Here is a 24,615-nt window from a genome sequence, read left to right on the forward strand (position 1 = left end):
GCGGCATCCCGCGGGATGCCGCCCCGTTCGCGGTTCTGGAGAGTTCCGTGGTTCTAGAGGCCGAGCTCTTCCTCGGTCATCGCGTCGACCTCCAGGTAGATCTCCGCGACCTGGCCAAGGCGTCCGGGCACCGACTCGTCGGCCTGCATTCGGGCCGCCATCGCGCCCACGCTCAGCGTCGCGAACAGCGTCCGCACCGTCACTTCGGACGTGTCCAGCGCCTCCCGCAGCCGGCCGACGATCATCGTCGCCAGTACCGAGTCACCGCCCAGTGCGAAGAACGCGTCGTCGAGCCCAACCCGTTCGACGCCGAGCACCTCGGCCCAGATCTTCGCCAGCACCTGCTCCAGCGCGGAAACCGGGGCGACGTAGGTGTCCGTCTCGGCCGCCCAGTGCGCGGCCACCACCTTGCGGTCGACCTTTCCGTTGGCAGTCAACGGCATCGCGTCCAGCACGACCACTCGCGTCGGGACCATGTGCGGCGGCAGCAGGGTGCGCACGAACTCGCGGACCTTCTCACCGTCCACCTCGCCGGAGACGGCGGCGACGAGCTGCGTGCCTGCCACGCCCGCCACGCCACGCCGGACTCCGGGGAACTCGGCCAGCGCCGCCTCGACCTCACCCAGTTCGATCCGCATGCCACGCACCTTCACCTGGTGGTCACGGCGGCCCAGGAACTCCAGCGTGCCGTCCGGCCAGTACCGCGCCAGGTCACCCGTGCGATACCAGCGACGTCCCTCATACGTAACGAACCTGTCCGCAGTGCGCTCCGGATCAGCGCGGTAGCCGTGGGCCACGCCGTCGCCACCGATCCACAGCTCGCCGGTGACCCAGTCCGGGCAGTCACGGCCGCGCACGTCCACGACCCGGCACGCGACGTTGCGCAGCGGCGTGCCGTAGGGAACCGAACGCCACGACGGCGCCACCTCCCGAACCTCGCACACGGTCGAGTGGATCGCCGTCTCGGTGGTGCCGCCGAGGCCGGCGAACCGGCAGGAGGGCGACTGCTCGAACACCCGGCCGGGCAGGTCGGTGCCCACCCAGTCGCCGCCCAGCAGCACCGTGCGCAGACCGGCGAGCTCACCGGGCCGCGCGGTCACGAGCAGCATGTCGAGCAACGCTGGCACGCAGTTCACCAGCGTAGCGGCGCGCGTAGCGGCCAGCTCAACCCACTGGCGGGCCTCCTTGCGGTCGTCCTCCTCGACCAGAACGACCGCGCCGCCAACGGAAAGCAGACCGAACACGTCGTAGACGGACAGGTCGAACTCCAGTGCCGACACGGCCAGGCAGCGGTCGGCCGGGCCGATGCCGAAGCGCTCGTTCAGGTCGTCGATGGTGTTCATCGCGGCCCGGTGCGGCACCTCGACACCCTTCGGCTCACCCGTGGAGCCCGACGTGAACAGCACGTACGCGATGTTCTCCGCAGGCACGGGCACCGGCGAAGCCAGCGGCTCGGCCGTCGAATCCCACGACGTCAGCACGTGCTCGACGCCCGCGATGCGCTGGATCCGCTCGGCCCGCGCCGGCGGCTGGTCGACGCCGATCGGCACATACCCGGCGCCCGCCGCCAGCACACCGATGGCGGTGGCGACCTGCTCCGGGCCCTTGCGCTGGCTCACCCCGACGAGGTCGCCGGGCTTGACTCCCTTGGCCGCCAACGATCCCGCAATGCGCAGCGCCTTGTCGGCCAGCTCGCCGTACGTCAGCACGCCATCACGGCCCCACAGCAACGCGGGCGCGTCCGGCGTCTCCTGAGCCCGCGCGAAAAACCCGTCGTGCAGCAGCTTCCCGCTGCGCGGGCCCTCGGTGGCGTTGGCGGAAGCGCGGACCTGCAGCTGAGAGGAGGGCAGCGCGCCCCCGGCCGGACGCTCCCACACGTCGTCGCGCTGCCCGAGATTCGTGACGAGGTCGCGGAACGCCGCGAACATCGCATCGATCACGCCGTCCGCGAAGGCGTGCTCGCGCACGTCCCAGTTGATCAGCAGTCCCTCGTTGACCTCGGTGACCTGCGCGTCCAGCAGCACCTGCGGGCCCTGCGAGACGATCCACACCGCCTCGCCGAAGCAGCGGCGGACCCGGGCGTCGAACAGTTCGCCGAGGTTCAGCGCGCTGGTGAACACGATCGGCGCCAGCACCTGCTCGCCGTGGTGGCGCGACAGGTCACGCAACACCTCGACACCCGAGTAGGCGGCGTGTGCCGCGTCCTCGTGCATCCGCGCCTGCAACGCCCGCGCGTGCGTCACGAACGACGCTTCCTCGCTCAGGTCGACCTCCAGCAGCACGGAGCTGGTGAAGTCGCCGACGAGCTTGTCCACGTCGGGGTGGTCGCTCTGCCGGTCGAACATGGGCAGGTTCATCAGGAACCGCGGCTGCGCGCTCCATGCCGACAGTGTCTCGGCGAACGCGGCCGCCACCACCATCGCCGGCGTGAGGCCGTGCTCGTGCGCGCGGGCGGCGAGGCGCTTGCGATGGTCGGGCGTGAGCCAGTGGTGGCGCCGGGTCACCCGGGAGGCGTCCGCGCGCTCGGACTCGGGCACCAGCGGCAGGTCCGGCGCGGTCGGCAGCTCGGAAACCCTGTTCTGCCACCATTCCCGCGCGGCCTCCTGCTCGGCCTTACGGCTCAGCTCGCGCTCGGCGAGGTAGCGCGGGTAGCTGTAGTTGATCGGCGCGGGCACGTACTCGGGCTCGTCGTAGAACCGCGCCAGGTCGGCGAGCAGCACGCGGTAGCTCAGCGCGTCCGCGGCCAGCATGTCGACGTCGACGTGCAGCCGCGCCGTGCCACCGGGCAGACGGCTCAGCGCCACCTGGAAGACCTCACCGTTCGCCACGTCCATGCGCGCGTGCGACAAGGCGTCCCGCAGCTCGTCGAGCCGTTGCGCGACAACGTCTTCATCGAACGAGCGCAAGTCGTGCACGGTCAGCGGGTCCTGGCGGCGGTCGGGCAGGATGCGTTGCTGGCCGTTGTCACTGAACTCCGCGCGCAGCATGCCGTGCCGGGCGACGAGCTTGCGCACCGCCGTCGCGAGACGCACCGGATCCAGGTCGGGCCCGTCGAACTCGACGTAGAGGTGAGCGGCGACCGAGCCGAGAGTGGCCTCCTCGTCGCGGCCGATCCAGTACGCGTGCTGCATCAGCGCAAGCGGGAACGGCGCGCTCTCGTCGACCTCGACCGTCACCGCCGGCTCCGGCGCCACACCGGCGTCGGCGAGGATCTTGCGCCAACCCGCGAGCGTCGGGTTCTTCGCCAGCAGCGCGAACGGCACCTTCACGCCGTTGCGCCGCCACTGGTTCGCCACCTGCATGAGCTGGATGGAGTCGAGGCCCCACTCGATCAGGCTGTCGTCGTCCGACAACCCGGCGGCCTCCGGTCCCAACAGGTCGGTGACATCGCGCAGGAGTTGCGCCGCTGTCGGTTGCTGACTCACCACGTGCCCAGCTCCACTTCGAATTCGTCCATGTCTGCCGCCGAAACGTCTACAAAGGACGTCTCGATCGCCGTCGGTGCGCTGCCCGCCAGTTCCGTGCGGAACTTGCCGACCAGCCCGGGTTCGTCCGGTCCCGTCACCGCCACCCGCAACGTGTCGCCGACGGCGACGGCGTTGATCTCCAACGCCCAGTGCGGTGTCTTCGGAGGCACCCGCAGCGCCGGTGCCTCCGGTGCGACCGTCCAAGGTGCGCCTGAACTCTCGGGCAACCGGCCGTGGTAGTTGACGACGATCGTGGGTTCACGCAGCCCCGCGAACGGCCGGACCAGGCCGTAGCCGAGCCCGTGGTCGGGCAGCGCGTCCAGTTGCTCGGTGATGTCGCGCAACCGGATGCCCGGCCGCAGCCGCACCGGGTGGATTGTCGTGAACCAGCCGACCGTGGCGGACAGGTCGGCGCCGGGCGAGATCTGCTCCTCCCGGCCGTGGCCCTCGACCGCCACCACGACGTCACCGCTGCGGCCGCGCCATGTCTCCAACGCCCGCGTGAGCGCCGCCAACAGCAGCTCCCGCACGCCCTTGGTGTCGGGCAGTGGAACGGTGAACTCGGTAACGAGCTGCTCGCCGCCCAGCGACAGCACGGGGTCCGCGCCGTCGAGAACATCCCGCCACATGCCGGTTTCGCCGCCGCGCTGCTGCTCGGCGAGTACCTGCGACCAGCGCCGGAACGACGTGCCGGTGCGCATGAGCTCACGTCCCGCCCACGCCTCGGCGAGGTCGTCCATCAGGATCCGCCACGAGACACCGTCGACCACCAGGTGGTCGGCGACGATCAGCACGCGGTCGTCGAACCACACGACCTGGATCATCCGGTCGGCGGTGAGACGTTCGCGGGCCGCGGCCAGCTCGGTGTCCATGTCGCTCTCGGCGCGGCGGACGACCTCGGCCGCGTCGAACGAGTCCGCCGGCACCTCCAGAGTCGTTCCGTCCCAACGGGAACGCAGCACGTCGTGCCGGTCCAGCACGGCCCGCACGGTCCGCACCAGCTTGTCGTGCGTCAGGCCGTCCGGCGCGACCAACAGCATCGCCTGTGCGAGACCGCCGCGGGTCCAGCGCATGATCGGCGTTGGCTCCACCCGGCCCACCGGCTCGTCCTCGATCGCGAGTGCGGGTGCCGAGATCAGCGTGGCCAGCGCTGCCGGAGTGCGGTGCTCGAACACCTGCCTCGGCGTGATCACCACACCTTCCTTGCGGGCGCGGCTGACCAGCTGGACGGACAGGATGCTGTCGCCGCCGAGGGTGAAGAAGCTGTCCTGTGCGCCGACCTCGGGCAGTCCGAGCACCGCGGCGAACAGCTCGCACAGCACGGCTTCCCGCTCGTCGGCGGGCTTGGCGTCCCCGGTGAGCGCGGCGAAGTCCGGCGCGGGCAACGCCTTGCGGTCGAGCTTGCCGCTCGGCGTGAGTGGCAGCTCGGGCAGCGGTACCAGCGCGGCCGGGACCATGTGGCCGGGCAGTTCGCGGGCGAGCTCGGCGCGGATCGCGTCCGGCGTCGCGGCGCCGACGATGTACGCGACGAGCCGATCGTCCCGCACCACCACGGCGGCTTGCCGTACACCGTCGACCTTCGCGGCCGCCGCCTCGATCTCGCCGAGCTCGATGCGGAAGCCGCGGATTTTGACTTGGTCGTCGGTGCGGCCGAGGTATTCCAGTGCCGCGCCGTTCCAGCGCACCACGTCGCCGGTGCGGTAGAGCCGTTGTCCTGCGGTGAAAGGGTTGGCGACGAAGCGTGTGGCGGTGAGGCCTGGTCGATTGAGGTATCCGTCGGCCAGCTGTACGCCGCCGAGGTAGAGCTCGCCGGGCACGCCGGGTGGGACCAGGCGTAGGTGGTGGTCGAGTACGTAGACCTGGGTGTTCCAGACGGGTTTGCCGATGGGCACGGTGGTGTTGCCGATGCCTCGCGCGGCGGCCCAGTAGGTGACGTCGACGGCCGCTTCGGTTGGGCCGTAAAGGTTGTGGATGTTCGGCAGTGCCTGGCCGAGGTCGGACGGTAGTGCTTCGCCGCTGCAGATGACGCGTTCGAGTGTTTCCGGTCGGGCACCGGATTCGATGAACGCGCGGAGCATGGAGGGTACGAAGTGGACAGTCGTGACGTTCTCCCGCTCGATGAGCTCGGCCAGGTAAGCGGGATCCTTGTGGCCATCGCGTTTCGCGACCACCAGAGTCGCGCCGGTGATCAGTGGCCAGAAGAACTCCCACACCGAGACGTCGAACGATGATGGTGTCTTGTGCAGGACCCGGTCATCGGCGGTGAGCCGGTATTCGTCCTGCATCCACAACAACCGGTTCACGATCGCCCTATGCGACACCACGACACCCTTGGGACGCCCGGTAGAGCCAGACGTGTAGATCACGTAGGCGGCGTCACCGGGAGTGGGCGGGTGCACGGGAGCGGTGGGTCCGTCGAGCAGGCCGGGTTCCAGCACGACGACAGGCTGCGCGTCCTCGATCATCATCGCGAGCCGGTCGGCCGGGTAGGACGGGTCCAACGGCAAGTAGGCCGCGCCCGCGCGCTGAACGGCGTACAGGGCGATGATCAGGTCGAGTGAGCGGTCCAGCCGCACACCCACGATCGAGCCGGGACGAACACCGCGGGCAGCGAGGTGGCCCGCCAACTCGCTGACTCGGGCGTCGAACTCGCGGTACGTCAGCGAAGATCCCTCGAATACCACCGCAGTGGCGTGCGGAGTGCGGGCAACCTGCTCTGCGAACAGCTCCACCAAGGTGGTGTCCGGAATCTCGTGGTCGGTGCCGCGGCGCAGCAGCGCCTCCCACTCGCCGGACGTGAGCACGGAGGCCCGCGACAGCGGCCGGTCCGGGCTGGCCACGAGCTGGTCGACCAGCTGTACGAAACGTGCCACCAAATCGTCCGCAGTGGACCTGTCGAACCGGTCCTCGCTGTAGACGAGCCAGCCGTCGAGCCCGCCGCCGTCGGCGTGCTCGAACAGGTGGAACGACAGGTCGAGCCGCGCGGCGTAGAAGTCGACGTGTTCCTCGCGCAGCGAGGCGGCACCGAACGGGACAGGTCCGCCGGACGCTCGCTGGAACGCGAGCATCACCTGGAACAACGGGTGCCTGCCGAACTGCCGCGCCGGGTTGAGTGCCTCCACGAGCCGTTCGAACGGCAGGTCCTGGTGCGCGTACGCGGCCAAGTCGGTGTGCCGCACCCGTTCCAGCACCTGCTGGAACGTGGGGTCGCCGCTGATGTCCGTGCGCAGCACCAAGTTGTTCACGAAGAACCCGACGAGACCGTCGAGCGTGGTGTCCGTCCGGCCCGCCACCGGCACGCCGAGCGGGATGTCGTCGCCCGCGCCGACCATGCCGAGCAGTGCCGCGACCGCCGCCTGCACGGCCATGAACACCGTGCCGCCGCACTGCTGAGCGACGTTCGCCAGGGCGCGATGGGTCTGCGGGTCGATGTGGAACGCGACGGCGTCACCCGCGTACGTCGCCTCAACGGGACGCGGCCGGTCCGCGGGAAGGCTGATTTCCTCCGGCAGGTCGGCGAGCTGCTGCGTCCAGTACGCGAGCTGGCCGGCCGCGAGACTGTTCGGGTCCGTGTCGTTGCCGAGCAGATCGCGTTGCCACAGCGCGTAATCCGCGTACTGCACGGGCAGCGGCGTCCACGCGGGCGTGCGGCCGCGCGACCGTTCGTGGTACGCGGTGGTCAAGTCCGCGACGAGGCGCTCGGCCGACCAGCCGTCGCTCGCGATGTGGTGTGCCAGCAGCGAAAGCACGTGCGCGTCGTCGCTAACTCGGTAGAGTGTGGCCTCGAACGGCGGTTCACGGTCGAGTTCGAAAGCCCGTGCCGCCGCGTCGCGTGGCGCGCCCGTACCGAACTTCAGTCGCGGTAGGACGTTGAGCACCTGCTGGTACGGCTTGCCTTCGAACTCGGGGTAGATCGTGCGCAGCACCTCGTGCCGCCGTACCACGTCGGCGAGCGCGAGCCCGAGCGCATCGGTGTTCAGCGGACCGTCGATCCGTACCGCGAACGGCACGTTGTAGGTCGCGCTCGGCCCCTCCAGCCGGTACAGGAACCACAGCCGCTGCTGCGCCGACGACAACGGGATCCGCCGGGGCCGCGGCATCGGGGTGAGGGCGGGCCGCTTGCGCCTGCCGTCGTCAAGCAGCGCCGCCAGGCCCGCGACCGTGGGCGCCTCGAAGACCTCACCGATCGCGATCTCCGCGTCCAGGTCGGCACGAACCCGGCCGACGAGCCGCGTGGCAAGCAGTGAATGCCCGCCCAGCGCGAAGAAGTCGTCGTGCCTGCCGACTCGCTCGACCCCGAGCAACTCGGCGAAGAGCGTGGCCACCGCCTCTTCCCGGGGCGTGGCCGGTTGCACCGACACCGTGGTCAGTTCGGGTGCGGGCAGCGCCTTGCGGTCGAGTTTTCCGCTGGGGGACAACGGAAGCTCGTCGATCTCGACAATCACCGACGGCACCAGGTGCTCGGGCATCGCGGCGGCCAGCCGGGACCGGATCGTCGTACTGTCCGCGCCGTCGCGCAGCACAACGTAGCCGACGAGCTGCTGGCGTTCCTGGCGAGCGACCACACCCGCGCTGACGACCTCGGGCAACGCCGTCAGCGCAGCCTCGACCTCGCCCAGTTCGACGCGGAAGCCGCGGATTTTGACTTGGTCGTCGGTGCGGCCGAGGTATTCCAGCGCGTTGCCGGTCCACTTGACCAGGTCGCCAGTGCGGTAGAGCCGTTGTCCCGCAGCGAAAGGGTTGGCCACGAATCGTGCGGCGGTGAGGCCCGGCCGGTTCAAGTAACCCTCAGCCAGTTGCACGCCGCCGAGATACAGTTCGCCCGCGACACCCGGTGCGACCGGCTTCAGGAACCGGTCGAGCACGTAGACCTGGGTGTTCCAGACGGGTTTGCCGATGGGCACGGTGCCGGTGCCCACGCCCGCGGCCGCGGGCCAGTGGGTGACGTCGACGGCTGCTTCGGTTGGGCCGTAAAGGTTGTGGACGTGGGGCAGCGCGTGCCCGAGGTCGGACGGGAGTGCTTCACCGCTGCAGATGCCGCGTGTGAGTGATTCGGGTCGGGCGCCGGATTCGACGAAGGCGCGGAGCATTGAGGGTACGAAGTGGACGGTCGTGACCCGCTTGTGGTCGATCAAATCGGCCAGGTATGCCGGGTCTTTGTGGCCTTCCGGCTTGGCCACGACGAGGGTGGCGCCGGTGATGAGTGGCCAGAAGAATTCCCAGACTGAGACGTCGAATGACGATGGTGTCTTGTGCAATACCCGGTCATCGGCGGTGAGCCGGTATTCGTCCTGCATCCACAACAACCGGTTCACGATGGCCCGGTGGGAGACGACCACGCCTTTGGGGCGGCCGGTGGAGCCAGACGTGTAGATCACGTAGGCGGCGTCGCCGGGAGTGGGCGGTTGCACGGCAGCGGTCGGTCCGTCCAACAGCCCTGGTTCGAGCACCACGACAGGCTGGGCGTCCTCGATCATCATGGCCAGCCGGTCGGGCGGGTAGGACGGGTCCAACGGCAAGTAGGCCGCACCGGCCCGTTGGATGGCGTACAAGGCGATGATGAGTTCCAGTGAACGGTCCAGCCGCACGCCGACGATCGAGCCGGGACGGACACCGCGGGCGGCGAGTTGGCCCGCGAGTTCGTCCACCCGTGCGTCCAGTTCGGCGTAGGTCAGCGAAGATCCCTCGAACACCACGGCCGTGGCGTCCGGAGTTCGCGCGACCTGCTGCGAGAACAGCTCGACCAGTGTCGAGTCCGGAACTTCGGCCGCCGCGCCGAACGCCTGCGACAGTTCGTCAGCGGAGAGGAAGTCCAAGTCGCTCAGCCGGGCTGACGGGTCGGCGAGTGCGGTGGTGAGCAGGCTTTCGAGGTGTGCCAGGAACCTGTCGATGGTCGCGGGCGCGAACAGCTCGGTGGAGAACGTGGCCTCCACGCGCATCTGCCCACCGGTGACGAACGCCTCCAGCGCCAAGTCGAACTGGGTCGTGTCGTTGTGCACGGTCTCCCAGCTGGCCCGCACACCAGGCAGGTCGAAACCCTGCAGGCCCTGCACCAGGAACAGCAGCATCACGTCGAACAACACGGAACGACCGGGCACCCGCGGCGGGCGCAGGCGTTCGACAAGCAGGTCGAACGGCAGGTCCTGGTGTGCGTAGCCCGCGGTGCACACCTTCTGCACGCGTTGCACCAGCTCAGCGAACGTCGGGTCGCCGGTCAGGTCCGCGCGCAGTACGAGGGTGTTGCCGAAGTTGCCGATCAGCTTCTCGACCTCGCCCGCGTCGCGGTTCATCGACGCCGAGCCGATCGGCACGTCGGTCGCGCCGGTGTACCGGCCGAGCAGGGCCGCGTAGGCCGCGAACACCACCATGAACGGTGTGACGCCACGGGTCTGCGCGAACTCGCCGACCAGTTCCGTGACGCTGGGGTCGAACGTGCGCAACCGCCGGTCACCCCGGTCCGACCGCGACGCGGGCCTGGGCAGATCTGTTGGCAGCGGCAGGTTCTCCGGCATCGGGTCCAGCGTGCGCCGCCAGTACTCGATCTCACGGTCCAGTTTGGAATCGAGTGTTTTGCGTTGCCACACCGCGAAGTCCGCGTACTGGATGGGCAGCGGGCCGAGCTCGGCCGGGCGGCCCGTCGTGTCCTCCCGGTACAGCGCCGAGAGGTCGCGGGAGAGCGTGTTGAACGTGAAGCCGTCCCATGCGATGTGGTGCACAGTCAGGACGAGCACGTTGTCGTCCTCGCCGCGCCGCAACAGCCGCAGCCGCAACGGGTGGTCGCGCCGCAGGTCGAAGACGTACCCGGACTCCTCCCGGGCGATCCGCGCGACCGCGCGGTCCCGTTCCTGCGCGGCCAGCCCGCGCAGGTCGGACTCCGGCATGGTCACCACGGCGAACTTGTCCACCACCTGGCGGGGTTCGCCGTCGTCGCCCTCGGTGTAGCGGGTGCGCAGGATCTCGTGCCGTTCCACCAGTCGCTGGAACGACCGGTGCAGCGCCGCCGTGTCGAGCGGGCCGCGCAGGTCGATCGCGAGGCACACGTTGTACGCGGGGCTGTTCGGGGCGATTTGCTGCAGGAACCACATGCGCGACTGGGCGTACGACAGCGGCAGGTCGTCGTCGCTGTCGCGCTTGGGGATCTGTGCCGTGTTCGCGAGACCGGCCTCGGCCAGCCTGCGGCGCAGCAGCTCGCGCTTGCGGGCGGCAAGGTCACTCACCAGGGGTCTCCTTCGCGATCAGCGTCAACGCGGCGAACCACGCACGCGACAACTCGCGGATGCGGTCTTCGGTGAACAGCGCGGCCGGCCACTGCCAGTCGGCCTCCAGGACCGACCCGCGCACCAACACGTTGAGCACCAGGCAGTACGGGGCGGGTGCGTCGTCGTCGACCCCGCCACCCATCGCGCCCACCTCTGGCGCACCGGTCCACGGCTGGCCGTCGCGTTCGCCGATGGTCAGCCGGCCGAGGTAGTTGAACTCCAGCTGCGGTTCGGGCAGCCGGGCCAGCTCGGCGGCCGTGTCCGGGTTGAGGTAGCGCAGCAGGCCGTGGCCGATGCCCTTGTCCGGCACCGCGAGCTGCTCGCTGACCCGTCGCAGTCCTTTGTGGACCTCCGAGGCGAGATCGCCCGGATCGACACGGACCGGGTAGACGCTGGTGAACCAGCCGACCGTGCCGGACAGGTCGGCGCCGGGCACGACCTGTTCCTCACGTCCGTGGCCTTCCAATGCCAGCAGCAGACCGGTGTCGGACGTGTCCCGCCAGTGGGAAACCGCGTGCGCCAGGCCGGATAGCAGGACGTCGTCGACGGTGACTTCGTGTCGCGCGGGCACTCTCGTCAGCAACGCCTCGGTGGTCTGCTCGTCGAGGAACGTGCGTGTGGCGAGCATCGTGGCGCGGGTGTCCACCGCCGGGTCGAGCCTGCGTGTGCCGAGCAACGGATCCGGGCCGGCGAGCATTTCCCGCCACAGCGCCAGTTCCGGCGTCTTCGCCCGTGCGGCCTCCTGTAGGCCGGTAGCCCACTCGCGGAACGACGTGCCGACCGGCGGCAGCTCGCGGCCGTCCCACAGCTCGGCCAACTCGGGCACCAGCACACCCCACGAAGCGCCGTCGACGACGAGGTGGTGCAGCAGCACGAGCAGCCGGCCCGGACGGTCGCCGGTGTCGAACCACACGAACCGCGCCATGTCGCCGGTCGCGGGCCGCAGTTCGGCCAGCTCTTGGTCCATCACCGACGGCAGCAGCTCCGCGATGTCCTGATAGGACAACAAGGTCGCGTCGATCCGGCGTACCGAAGGATGCACCGTACCGCGCGGCGGCACGGTGAAGGTGCCGCCGAACCGGGCCCGCAGCACGTCGTGCCGGTCGAGCAACGCCCGCACCAGGTCCACCAGCCGCGGCTCGGTCAGCTCGGCGGGGGTGCAGAGCAGGCGGGCCTGGCTGAGCCGGTCGTACGGAGGGTTGTCGACCAGCCAGTGCAGCATCGGCGTCAACGGCACTTGCCCGATGCCATCCGACTGTCCGGAGTGGACAGATTCACGGGTGACGGCGGCCAGCGCGGCCACAGTCCGTTGCTCGAACACGTCACGCGGGCTGAACGACAGCCCGGCCCCACGTGCCTTGCTCACCAGCCGCATCGACACGATGGAATCGCCGCCCATGGCGAAGAAACTGTCGTCGGCGCCGACCGACGGCAGGCCCAGCACCTCGGCGAACAGCTCCGCGATCCGCCGTTCCCGCTCGGTGGCGGACGGTCGGGACGTCGTCGCCGTCCAGTCCGGCGCGGGCAGCGCCTTCACGTCGAGCTTGTCGTTGCGGGTCAACGGGAACGAGTCGACGCGCACGATCGCCGCGGGCACCATGTGCTCGGGCAGCGCCGCGGCGACGTGCTCGCGCAGCCCCTCGGTGCCGCGCGCCACGACGTATGCCACGAGCCGCTTCACACCCGGCACGTCCTCGCGGGCGATGACCACGGCCCGCTGGACGCGTTCGTCGCGCAGCAGCACGGCCTCGATCTCACCGGGTTCGATGCGGAACCCGCGGATCTTCACCTGGTCGTCCACGCGGCCGAGTAGCTCGATCAGGCCCTCGCCGTTCCACCGGGCCACGTCACCGGTGCGGTACATGCGGGCGCCGGGCGCGCCGAACGGGTCGGCGACGAACCGCTCGGCGGTCGTGCCAGGGCGCTTGAGGTAGCCGCGGGCCAGGCCCGCGCCCGCGATGTACAGCTCGCCCTCCACCCCGGGCGGGCACGGCCGCAGGTCGCGGTCGAGCACGTAGGCGTGCGCGTTGCCTACCGGCGAGCCGATGCACGGGTTCTCGGTGCGGTCGAAGTCGCACGCCGCCGAGTCGACGGTGCATTCCGTTGGGCCGTAAAGGTTGTAGATCGCGAGGTCCGACTCCGCGCGCAGCGAACGCCACAACGGCAACGGCACCGCCTCGCCGCCGACACCGAGCACCTTCAACGCACCACGCCAGCCCGGCTCGGACGCGACCTGTGCCAGCAGCGACGGGGACAGCTCGACGAACTCGATCTCGTTGTCCGCCAGGAACTTCCGCAGCAGGTCAGCGTCGCGCCGGGTGTCGGCGGGCACCAAGTGCAGCTCGTGCCCGGCGAACATCCACAGCATCGGCTGCCAGGAGGCGTCGAACGCCATCGGCCACGCGTGCGCGACCCGCAGCGGGCGGCCGACGCGTTCCCGTGCCGGATCGAACAGGTCGGTGCGATGGCTGACCAGCAGGTTCGCGATCGACCGGTGTGGCACCACGACCGCCTTGGGCGTACCGGTGGACCCGGACGTGTAGATCACGTACGCGGGGTGCTCCGGCCGGGCCATCGGCTCCAGGTCGTGGCCCGGCACGCCGGTGACGTCGGGCAGGCTGGTCAGCACGACCGCCGGATCGGCGTCACGCACCATGAAGTCGATGCGCTCGGCTGGCCACTCCGGGTCGAGCGGCAGGTACGCCGCGCCGGCTTTGAACGCCGCCGCGAGCGCCACCAGCACGTCCGGACCGGGCGGCAGGAGCAGCGCGACGATCTTCTCCGGCCCGGCGCCCGCCTCGATCAGCTTGCGGGCCACCTGGTTCGCGTGCTCGTTCCACTGACCGAACGTCAGCCTGCGCTCGCCCGCGACGATCGCGACCGCGTCCGGCGTGCGGCGTGCCTGCTCGGCCAGCACCTGCGCGAGCGTTATGCCCGCGGTGCCGAGCACCTTGCCCGTGCCCCACTGGCGAAGCTCGGCGATCTCGTTGTCGCTCAACAACTCCACGTGCCGCACGTCGATGCCGGGCTCGTCGGCGAACACCTCGGCGGCACGCCGGAACCGGTCGGCGAGCGTGTGCGCCCACGTCTCGTCGAACACGCCCGGCCGGTACTCGAAGACGACGGTGAGCCGTTGCTCGGCGCCGACAGCGAGGGTGAGCGGGTAGTGCGTGGAGTCGTCGACCTCGACCTGGCTGATCGCGATGCCCGCGGCGCGTTCCCGTTCGGCGACGGCGTCGGTGTCGACCGGGTAGCTCTCGAACACCACGAGCGTGTCGAACAGGTCGCCCTGCCCCACAGCCCGCTGCACCTCGGTCAGACCGATGTGCTGATGCTCCATCAACGCACCCTGCTCGTCCTGCACGGACCGCAGCACGTCGAGCACGGTGCCCCGAGTACGAACGCGCACCGGCACGGTGTTGATGAACAGACCGATCATGCTGTCGGCACCGGGAAGGTCGGCCGGTCGGCCGGACACCGTCGCGCCGAACACGACGTCCTTACGGTTGGTCGCCAGCGCGAGCAACAACCCCCACAGACCCTGCACGACGGTGTTGATGGTCAGGCCGTGCTTACGGGCACGCGCGTAGATTCGTGCGGTCAGCTCTTCGGACAGCTCCAGCCGCACCTTGCCCGGCCGGACAGGGACCTTCGGCGCCGACGGGGCGAGCAGCGTCGGGCCCTCGACGTCGCCGATCGCGTCGAGCCACGCGGCGACAGAGGTGTCCCGGTCCTGTGCGGCGAGCCACGCCAGGTAGTCGCGGTACGGCCGCGGCGCGGGCGGCGTGACGCCCTGATACAGCTCCAGCAGCTCCCGTACCAGCAGCGGCAGTGACCAGCCGTCGAGCAGCACGTGGTGATTGCTGATCACCAGGCGGAAGTCCCGCTCGCCCAGCTTCACCAGGGTCATCCGCAGCAACGGCGGCTCGTCCAGAATGAACCTGGCGGTCCGGTCGCGCTCGAGGAACTCGGCGAACTCGGCGGCCGTGAACTCGTGCTCGGCCCATGGCAGCTCGACGTCGCGCAGGACGACCTGGACGGGCTCGTCCACGTCCTCGTGCACCAGCGCGACCCGGAGGTTGGCGTGCCGGTCGAGCAACGCCTGCGCCGCCTTGTGCAGCCGATCGGCCTCGATGTCGCCGCTGAGGCCGAGCACGAACTGCGCGGTGTAGACGTCGTCGGCCGACTCGTCGTACAGCGCGTGGAACAACATGCCTTGCTGCAACGGAGACAGCGGCAGCACGTCCTCGATGGGGTCGCTCACTTCTTCCGCCATTTCGCTGCGATCTTGTCCAGCTGGTTCTGCGGCAACGACACCAGCGGCACGTCCGACGGCGTCAGCGCGGACACCTGACCCCCGCGCGCCTGCTCCACGAGCGTCTCCAGCGCCGCCAGCCAGGCCTGGGCGATACTGTCCACTTCGGACTGAGTGTGTGCACCGGTCCACGACCAGGTCGCCTTGAGGACCGGCCCCTCGGCCCGGTCCTCCGTGACGATGTCGATCTCCAGTGGCCGGTGCTGGATCCGTGATCGCGGCAGCCGCTCGGCAGCGGGCACCCAATAGCCGTCCGGGATGTCGAAGCGGCCCAGGTAGTTGAAGCCGATCGCGGGATCGGCCGCGCCGTTGAGCAGTCCGTAGCCGATGCCGTTGTTCGGCACCGCCCGCAGCTTTTCCTTGACCTGCTTGAGAGTCTCGCCAGGCGTGCCGGCCGGTGCCAGCGTGACCGGGTAGACCGTGGTGAACCAGCCGACCGTGTGGCTCAGGTCGGCGCCGGGTACGAGATGTTCCTCGCGGCCGTGGCCTTCCAGCGCAACGGTTTCGGCCTTGCCCAGCGCGGTCGCGAGCGCGGCCAGCAGCACGTCCTGCACACCTGCGCGGAACGCACCGGGTACCTCGCGCAGAAGCGCGCCTGCCAGGTCGCCGCCGATCTCGACGGTGCGCCAGCCCGCGGTCGGACCGGGACGCACCGGTTCGGTGACAGTGAAGGCTTGCTGCCGCCACCACTGCGCCTCGGAGTCCGGGGGAGTGGGCAGGTTCCTGGCCCACCAACGGAACGACGTCGGCACCGGGTCGAGCTTGACCGCGTTGCCCGCCACCCGAGCCGTGAACGCCTGCTCCAGGTCGCCCGCCAGCACCCGCCACGACACGCTGTCCACCGCGAGATGGTGGACAGCGAGGAGCAACCGGCCCGGCGTCGACGGCCCGAGGTCGAACCACACGGCCCGCACGAGCGTGCCCGCTGCGGGATCCAACTCGGCCGAAACGCGCTCGAACTCCCGGCGTACCAACGGTTCCAGCTCGCCGTCGACCTGAACGTGGGTGAACACGCCGTCCGGCGTGGCGGCCGGCACGGTGAGCACCCCGTCAGCGAACCGGGCGCGCAGCATGTCGTGGTGCTCCAGCAAAGCGCTCACGGCCTCGGCGAACGGCTCTGGACCGTCGGCAGGAGGCACGCGCAGCAGCGCGGACTGAGCCATCTTCTCGTCGCCGGATGTCGTCCACCAACGGATGATCGGCGTCAGTGGCACGTCACCCACACCGCGCGCACGCTCCTCGTCATACGCGGCAGGCGGTTCGCCGACCACACGGGCCAGCGCGGCGGCGTTCTGGAACTCGAAGACCTGGCGCGGCGAGATCCGCAGCCCGGCCGACCGGGCCCGGGTCACGAACTGAATGGACAGGATGCTGTCGCCACCGAGGGTGAAGAAGTTGTCGTCCGGGCTGACCCGATCGAGCTTCAGCACCTCGGCCATCAGCCCGCACAGCAGCTTCTCGGCCGCTGTCTCCGCGTCCCGGCCACCGGTCTGCTCCGCGGGAGGTTCCGGCAGCGCCTTGCGGTTGACCTTGCCCGACGGCAGCAACGGGAACTCGTCGAGGAACACGAACCGTTGCGGCACCATGTGATCCGGTAGCCGGGTCCGCAGCCAGTCGCCCAGATCGTCCACTTCGGACCCGATGTGGTAGCCGACGAGACGCTTGTCGCGCAGCAAAACCACCGCCCGGCGCACGTCCTCGTGCTGTTCCAGGACAGCCTCGATCTCCTCCAGTTCGACCCGCATGCCGCGGATCTTGATCTGGTTGTCGGCGCGGCCGAGGAACTCCAGCGTGCCGTCCGGGCACCAGCGTGCCAGGTCGCCGGTGCGGTACAGGCGGGAACCGGGCGGCCCGAACGGATCGGCGACGAACGCCGCTGCCGTGCGGCCCGGGTCGTTGATGTAGCCGCGTCCCAAGTAGACGCCACCCGCGTACAGCTCACCGGGCACACCGACGGGCACCCGCCGCAGGTTCGTGTCGAGCACATGCAGCTGCGTATTGCCGTTCGGGTGGCCGATCGACACCGCACCGCGCATCGCGCTCGGCTCGCGGTACACGATGTGGCTGACGCCGATCGTCGCCTCGGCCGGCCCGTAGCCGTGGTACATCACCGCGTCGCTGAGCGCGCGGAACCTGGCGAACAGCTCCGGCGTGAGCACCTCGCCACCGCACCAGACGTGCTTGAGCGACCGTCCGCGCCGCTCGAAGTCCGGCAGGCTGACTAGCAGGTCGAGGATCGACGACGGCAGATAGGTGTACGTGACGCCGTGCCGCTCGATGATTTCGGCCAGGTAATCGATGTCGCGCTCGCCGCCGGGCTCGGCGATGACGAGCTTGGCGCCGGTGGTCAGCGGCAGGAACACCTCGTTGATCGAGATGTCGAACCCGAGCGGCGCTTTGAACAGCCCGCCGTCACCCGGCCCGAAGCCGAGCAGTTCCCGCTGCCACAGCAGCCGGTGCGTGATGGCCCGGTGCCTGATCATCGCGCCTTTGGGCCGGCCGGTCGACCCGGACGTGTAGATCACGTACGCGAGACTCTCGGGCTCGATGTGGACGCCGAGGTTCTCCGCGTTTTCGCTGGCCAGATCGACGTGCAGCACCGGGATGTTCAGGTCGCGCACCGGTTCGTCGTGCTCCGGCCCGCTCAGCACCGCGGTGAACCTGGCGCTGTCGGCCACTTCGGCGATTCGCTGCCGTGGCCACGAGGGTTCGAGTGGCACGAACGCGCCACCGGCCTTTTCGACGGCGAGCAGCCCGACGACGAGCTCGAGCGATCGTTCCCAGTGCATGCCGACCGTGCGCTCCGGCCCGACGCCCGCCTCCTGGAGCCGGCGGGCCAGGTGGTTGGCCTTGGCGTTGAGTTCGGCGTAGGTCAGCGACCGCTCGTGGAACTCGACCGCGACGGCCTGCGGAGTGCGGGCCACCTGCTCCTCGACCATCGCGGTGAGGGTGGTCGCCAGCCGTTCTTCCGCGGTGTCATTGAAGCCGTCGAGCACCGCACGCTCGGCGTCGTCGAGCAGATCGACGGTATTGATCCGCTGCTCCGGCTCGGTGACGAGAGTCGTCAGCACCTGGACGAGCCTGCGCGCCAGCGAGTCCACGGTGGACTTATCGAACCGGTCGGCGGAGTAGGTGATCAGGCAGTCGTCGTCGCCGAAGTGGAACGCCAGGTCGAACTTCGCCCCAGTGACCTCGGTGACGATCTGCTCGACCGCGAGGTCCGCCAGCGCGAGGTCGGTCGCGCCGTCGTCCCGACGCGACACCATGACCTGGAAAAGCGGGTGAAGGCCCGGCGACCGCGGCGGGTTGAGCGCATCGACGACCTGCTCGAACGGCAGGTCTTGGTGCGAGAACGCGTCGAGGTCGGCGTCGCGTACCTGTGCCAGCAGCTCGCGGAACGTCGGGTTGCCGGACACGTCGGTACGCAGCACGAGCGTATTGACGAAGTACCCGACCACGTCGTCGACGGCGGCGTCGGTGCGGCCAGCGACCGGCGTGCCCAGCGGGACGTCCTCGCCCGCACCCATCGCCGCGAGCAGGACGGCGGTGGCGGCCTGGCCGATCATCAGCTCGGTGACGCCGAGCTTGCGGCCCAGCGCACGGATTTGCCCGGCGAGACCGTCAGGGAACTCGATGGTGACGCTGCCCGCGTCGCGGGTCGCCTCGCGCGGGCGTGCGCGGTCGGCTGGGAGTGCGATCACCTCGGGGAGGCCTGCCAGCTTGCTTGTCCAGTACGCGCGCTCGTCGTCGGTGGGGAGTTCTTGTTGCCAGAGCGCGAAGTCGGCGTACTGGACCGGGAGGGGCGTCCACTGTGGAGCCTCGCCTTGCCGTCGCGCTGCGTAGGCCGTGGCCAGATCGCGGAACAGCGGACGGGCCGACCACTCGTCGGCCGCGGAGTGGTGCACGACCAGGGTGAGGACGTGTTCCGCGGGGCCGACGGCCAGCAGTTCGGCGCGGAAGGGGATTTCCTGGTCGAGCCGGAACGGCCGGTTCGTCGCCGCCGCTACGAACTCCGCGTCGTCGAGCCCCTCGTCGAGCCCGGAGCGCCGAACCATCTTGACGAGAGGTGCGTCCTGCACGTGCTGGCCTTCGTCGGACAGCAGCGTCCGCAGCGACTCGTGCCGAGCTACCACGTCAGCGATTGCGGCGTCCAAGGCATCGACATCGAGCCGTCCGGTCAGCCGAGCCGCGAACGGGACGTTGTATGTGGCGTCCGGCCCTTCCAGCCGATACAGGAACCACAGACTCCGTTGCGCCGCGGACATCGGCACGACCGCTGGACGTTCTCGCGCCACCAGCTCGGGCCGCCGGGCACCACCGTCCAGCGACCGCGCCAGCCGAGCGACCGTGGGCGCGTCGAACACCGCACGGATCCGCAGGTCGACGTTCAGCGTGCGGCGGATCCGGCTGACCAGTTTGGTCGCGAGCAGCGAATGCCCGCCCAGCGCGAAGAAGTCGTCGTCCCGGCCGACCCGCTCGACGCCGAGCACGTCGGCGAACAGCCCGGCCAGCACCTGCTCGCGCGGATCACGGGCCGCCTCCCCGGCGGCCTGCGTGACCTCGGGCAACGGCAGTGCCTTGCGGTTGAGCTTGCCGTTGGGCGTCAACGGCATCTCGGCGAGCACGATGATCGTCGACGGCACCAGCTGCTCGGGCAGCTGGTCCCGCAGCGCCCGCCGTGCCGCCGTGAGATCGAGTCCGTCGCCGACCACGTAACCGATCAGTTGCTGGCGTTCGGTGAACACATGAGCCGCTGCCGCACGCACCCCCGGCAACGCCATCAGGGCGGCCTCGATCTCGCCGAGCTCCACCCGGATGCCGCGGATCTTGACCTGGTCGTCGGACCGACCGAGGTACTCCAGCGCCACGCCGTTCCAGCGCACCACGTCACCAGTGCGGTAAAGCCGTCGTCCCGCGGTGAAAGGATTGGCGACGAACCGCGACGCGGTGAGGCCTGGTCGGTTGAGGTACCCGTCGGCGAGTTGGATGCCGCCCAGGTACAGCTCACCCGCCACGCCTTCCGGCACTGGCCGCAGGTACCCGTCCAGTACGTAAACCTGACTGTTCCAGCACGGCACGCCGATCGGCACGGTGCCGTTTCCGACGCCGGCTGACGCGGGCCAGTAGGTGATCTGGAGAGTCGCTTCTGTTGGCCCGTAAAGGTTGTGGACGTGAGGAAGAGCGGCACCCAGGTCGGAGGGCAGTGCTTCTCCGACGAGGATGATGCGTTTGAGCGATGACGGCCGGGCGCCGGACTCGACGAACGCACGGAACATCGACGGGACGAAGTGGATCGTTGTGATGCCCGAGCGGTCGATCAGGTCGGCGAGGTAGGCCGGATCCTTGTGGCCCTCGGGCTTCGCCACCACGAGCGTGGCGCCGGTGATGAGCGGCCAGAAGAACTCCCACACCGAGATGTCGAACGACGATGGCGTCTTCTGCAGTACGCGGTCGTCGGCGGTGAGCCGGTACTCATCCTGCATCCACAACAGGTGGTTCACGATCGCCCGCTGCGACACCACGACACCCTTGGGACGCCCAGTGGAGCCGGACGTGAAGATCACGTACGCCGCATCGCCCGGCGTGGGGCGCCGCACGGGAGCGGTGGGTCCGTCGAGCAGACCGGGTTCCAGCACCACGACCGGCTGGGCGTCCTCGATCATCATCGCGAGGCGGTCGGCCGGATACGACGGGTCCAACGGCAGGTAGGCGGCACCGGCACGCTGAACGGCGTGCAGCGCGATGATCAGTTCCAGCGAGCGGTCCAGGTGCACGCCGACGATCGAGCCGGGACGGACACCGCGAGCGGCGAGTTGGCCTGCCAGTTCGTCGACTCGGGCGTCGAACTCGCGGTAGGTCAGCGACGAGTCCTCGTAGACCACGGCGGTGGCGTCCGGAGTACGGCCGGCCTGCGCGGAGAACAGCTCCACAAGCGTCGTGTCGGGCACGGGATGCGCGGTCGCGTTCGGCACCTCGACCACGGCGTGGAACTCAGCGGGGGAGAGCGGTTCCAGGCGGGCGACGGGCAGGTCCGGCGTGGCGGCGAACCGTTCAAGCACGTCCAGAAGGCGCGCGGCGACGCGATCGACGGCGGTGAAGCGGGCCGGGTCGTGGGCGAAGCGCAGCGACAGCGACTCGCCCGGGACGACCAGCAGAGCCAGCGGGTAGTGGGTGGCGTCCCGGGACTCGATCGCGGTGACCAGCGAGTCCTCGAAGTCGGTACCGGGGTAGCTCTCGAAGGCCAGGAGCGTGTCGAACAGCGTCGGCCGGCCGGCGGCCTGCTGCACGTCGGCGAGACCGAGGTGCTGGTGGTCGAGCAGGGCGGCCTGCTCGGCCTGCACGCGCGTGGCCAGCTCGGCGAGCGTTTCGGTGGGGGACAAGCGGATGCGGGCCGGCACGGTGTTGATCAGCATGCCGACGATCGACTCGACGCCGGCCACGTCGGGGTGGCGGCCGGAGACGGTGGCGCCGAAGACGACGTCCTCGCGGCCGGTCTGCTCGCCCAGCACAAGAGCCCACGCCGCTTGCACGACGGAGTTCACGGTGAGGCCGCGGTCACGGGCGGTGCGGGTGAGCGCGGCCGTCGTCGACGCGGGCAGGGTGGTGTCGACAAAGGAAGGTAAGCCGGATGGCGCACCCTCGGCGGCGACGAGCGTCGGGCCGTCCAGCCCGGAGAGCGCGTCGGCCCACGCGCGCGAAGCGGCTTCAGTGTCCTGTTTGGACAGCCAGCTCAGGTAGTCGCGGAACGGCCGCACGGGCGGCAACGCGTCGCCGGAGTACAGCGTCAGCAGTTCGCGCACGAGAACCGGGGCTGACCAGCCGTCCCACAGCAGGTGGTGCGCCGAGATGATCAGCACAGGACCGGTCGCGGTGCGCGCCAGCGTGAAGCGGACCAGCGGTGGCCTGCCGAGGTCGAACGACGCCGTGCGGTCCGATTCCAGCAGGCGCTGCAACGCCTCGGGGTCCGCGCAGTCGACCTCGCGCCACGGCAGGTCGACAGACCGGTACACGACCTGCACGAACTGGCCGGAGGACTGCGTGCGAAACGAGGCTCGCAGCGTCGTGTGGCGCCGCATCAGCTGATCGGCGGCCGTGCGCAGCCGGTCGACGGCCACATCGCCGGACAGGTGGAGCACCGTTTGCATGGTGTAGACGTCGACGCCCTCGCCAAGCAGAGCGTGAAACACCATGCCCTGCTGGAGCGGCGTCAGCGGCTGGACGTCCTCGACGTTCGAGGCCACGCTTCAGCGCTCGCCGCGGACGAGGCTCAACGGACGCATGTCCGTCCAGTTCGCCTCGATGTACGCGAGGCAGGCCTCGCGAGTGTCCTCGCCGAACACCGTTCGCCAGCCCTGAGGGACCTCCGCGAACGTCGGCCAGAGCGAGAACTGACCCTCGTCGTTGACGAGCACGTGGAAACGCCCGTTGTCGTCGTCGAAAGGGTTCGGCACAGCAAGCCTCCAGGGTGGGGGTTAACTGAGGCTTACCTTAGTAAGGCGTGTCTAACCATGTCCAGCGGCGAAGAACTCCAGAACTGCGGCGTTGACCACGTCCGGACGCTCCAGATAGCCGTAATGGCCGCAGCGCTCCAATTCCACGTACTCGGCACCGGGAATGACGTCCGCGACTTCCCGTGACAAATGCGGCGGGAGGCGAACGTCGTCGGCGAAACCGATCACCAGGCATGGCACCCGGATATCGGCGTAGGCGTTCAGCCGGCTCGATTCCAGCGTGATGTCCAGGTCCAGCTGGGCCCGCAACCCCGGCGTCCACAAAGTCGGCGACATCTCGAAGATGTCGAGCCAGTCGGAGATCGCCGCGTCGTTGTTCAACGTGTGCGGGGAGAGGTTGCGCAACGCGCGGTCGACGGCCTCCTGCCGGGCCGGCAGTACGACGCCCGAATCGATCAGCTCCTTCTCCGCCAGGCTCATCGCGGCGCGCATCACGTCTGACCGGCCGTGGGTGGCGATCAGCACGGCCTGGGAAACCAGGTCGGGATGGGTCAGCGCCAGCTCCGTCACCACCTGGGCGCCCAGCGAGGTGCCCATCAGCCTGCACCGGCGCAGTCCCAGGTGCTCGATCAGCCCTGCCGTGTCGGCGACCAGGTCGTCGATGGTGAATCCGGGTTCGGCTGGTGAGATTCCCCGGTTGTCGAACGTGATCACGCGGTAGCCGGCCTCGACGAGGGCGGGTACCTGGTGCAGGTGCCACACCCTGCCGGTCGCGCCCGCGCCCATGACCAGCACCACGGGTTCGCCGGAACCTGTGTCCTGGTAGGAGAGTTTCACGCCGGGGAGGTCGGCGAACACGCCTCACCTCGCAGGTTCGCACGACGCAGACCGGGCATGGTCAGCGCGACCAGGACAACGCCCGCGACGCAGACGAGACCGCCGGCCACGATTCCCATCGCCGGGCCGAGGAAGCGCGCGGCCAGACCGGCCTCCGCACCGCCGACCGCGGGCCCGCTGGTCGCCTGTGCGAGCCAGAGGCTGCTCACCCTGCCCTGCAAGCGATCCGGCGTGTTGTGCTGCAACAGCGCACGACGCAGGATCTCCGAGGTCGTGTCGGCCGCGCCCGCGACCACCAGGAATGCCAGACCGAGCCACAGCTGCCCGGACAGGCCGAACGCGGTGATTGACAAGCCCCATAGCAACACGGCCGCGATCAGCGCGCGGCCGCTGTGCCGGAACGTGTTCACCCAGCCGCTGAACAGGCCGCCGACGAACGCGCCCACCGCGGGCGCGGTGTGCAGCAGGCCCACCGCCTGCGGGCCGCTGCCGAACACTTCGGCCGCCATCTGCGGGAACAGCGCGTACGGCATCGCGAAGATCATCGCCCACAGGTCGATGATCAGCAGTCCGCGCACGATCTCGTTGCTCCGCACGAACTTCCATCCCTCGGCGATGGACCGCAAGGGATGTTCCTTCTCCTCGTCGACGCCCTGCGGCCGCAGCGCGGGCAGCTTCGAGAGCAGCGCGATGCCCACCAGGTAGCCGATCGCGTCGATCCCGAAGCACACCGCCACGCCAGGTCCGGACGCGATCAGGCCCGCGACCGACGGCCCGACCATCGCGCCGAACTGGCTTGCCAGCGTCAGCAGCGCGCCCGCGGCCGCGAGGCGCACGGGTTCGACCGTGGACGGGATGGCGGCCATCAGTGCCGATCCGCCGACGCCCGCGACCCCGCCCGCGATGACCGCGGCGACGTAGACGAACCACAACGACGGCGACGGGATCGACGCGTTGACCGCGAGAGCGCCGAGCACGACCGCGACGATCAATCGCGAGCCGAGGATGAGCCTGCGCCGCTCGCCCCGATCGGCGAGCACACCGCCGGTCAGCAGGCCGACCAGCAGTGCGGCACCGAACACCAGACCCACCAGACCTACCTGTACGGACGAGCCGGTGATCTGGTAAACGTGCACGTTGATCGCGACGTTCGTCAGCGCTGTGGTCAGCACGGTCACCGTCTGCGCGGCGAACACCAGGCGGTATGCCGGATCCTCGCGCAGTGGTGTGACGTCGATGACGAGTTCACCGAGACGCACGGCACCATCCCTCCAGTATGTCGGCTA

At 69.6% G+C, this 24,615-nt stretch carries 7 protein-coding genes; all 7 read right to left on the reverse strand.

Translation table 11 applies throughout. The annotated features are described in order from the left end of the window. Positions 1-53 precede the first annotated feature (53 nt). The 7 genes from LWC34_RS12240 to entS are packed head-to-tail and all read right to left on the reverse strand — an operon-like array spanning position 54 to position 24,588. Entirely contained in the window at positions 54-3,428 is a 3,375-nt protein-coding gene (locus LWC34_RS12240; RefSeq protein WP_372496470.1) for a non-ribosomal peptide synthetase, read from the reverse strand. Next, positions 3,422-10,684 (reverse strand): non-ribosomal peptide synthetase, encoded by a 7,263-nt coding sequence (locus LWC34_RS12245; protein WP_233725169.1) that lies wholly within the window; start codon positions 10,682-10,684, stop codon positions 3,422-3,424. The genes LWC34_RS12240 and LWC34_RS12245 overlap by 7 nt, the downstream gene beginning before the upstream one ends. Further along, the gene (locus LWC34_RS12250) at positions 10,677-14,990 is read right to left on the reverse strand and encodes a non-ribosomal peptide synthetase (RefSeq protein WP_233725170.1); all 4,314 of its coding nucleotides are present in this window, start codon (positions 14,988-14,990) and stop codon (positions 10,677-10,679) included. The genes LWC34_RS12245 and LWC34_RS12250 overlap by 8 nt, the downstream gene beginning before the upstream one ends. Next, on the reverse strand, positions 14,987-22,282 hold the full coding sequence (locus LWC34_RS12255; RefSeq protein WP_233725171.1) for a non-ribosomal peptide synthetase: 7,296 nt from the start codon (positions 22,280-22,282) through the stop codon (positions 14,987-14,989). Before LWC34_RS12255 ends, LWC34_RS12250 begins: the two co-directional genes overlap by 4 nt. A gap of 3 nt (positions 22,283-22,285) precedes the next feature. Beyond that, positions 22,286-22,492 (reverse strand): MbtH family protein, encoded by a 207-nt coding sequence (locus LWC34_RS12260; protein ID WP_233725172.1) that lies wholly within the window; start codon positions 22,490-22,492, stop codon positions 22,286-22,288. A 51-nt stretch (positions 22,493-22,543) separates the two neighbouring features. Continuing rightward, positions 22,544-23,350: an alpha/beta fold hydrolase gene (locus LWC34_RS12265; protein WP_233725173.1), complete on the reverse strand. Its 807-nt coding sequence runs from the start codon at positions 23,348-23,350 to the stop codon at positions 22,544-22,546. After that, complete coding sequence (entS, locus tag LWC34_RS12270; RefSeq protein WP_233725174.1) at positions 23,326-24,588, reverse strand: enterobactin transporter EntS; 1,263 nt, start codon at positions 24,586-24,588, stop codon at positions 23,326-23,328. Before entS ends, LWC34_RS12265 begins: the two co-directional genes overlap by 25 nt. Between the last annotated feature and the right edge of the window lie 27 nt (positions 24,589-24,615).

This window comes from Kibdelosporangium philippinense, from assembly GCF_021390435.2.
In the GTDB taxonomy this organism is placed as follows: Bacteria; Actinomycetota; Actinomycetes; order Mycobacteriales; family Pseudonocardiaceae; genus Kibdelosporangium; species Kibdelosporangium philippinense.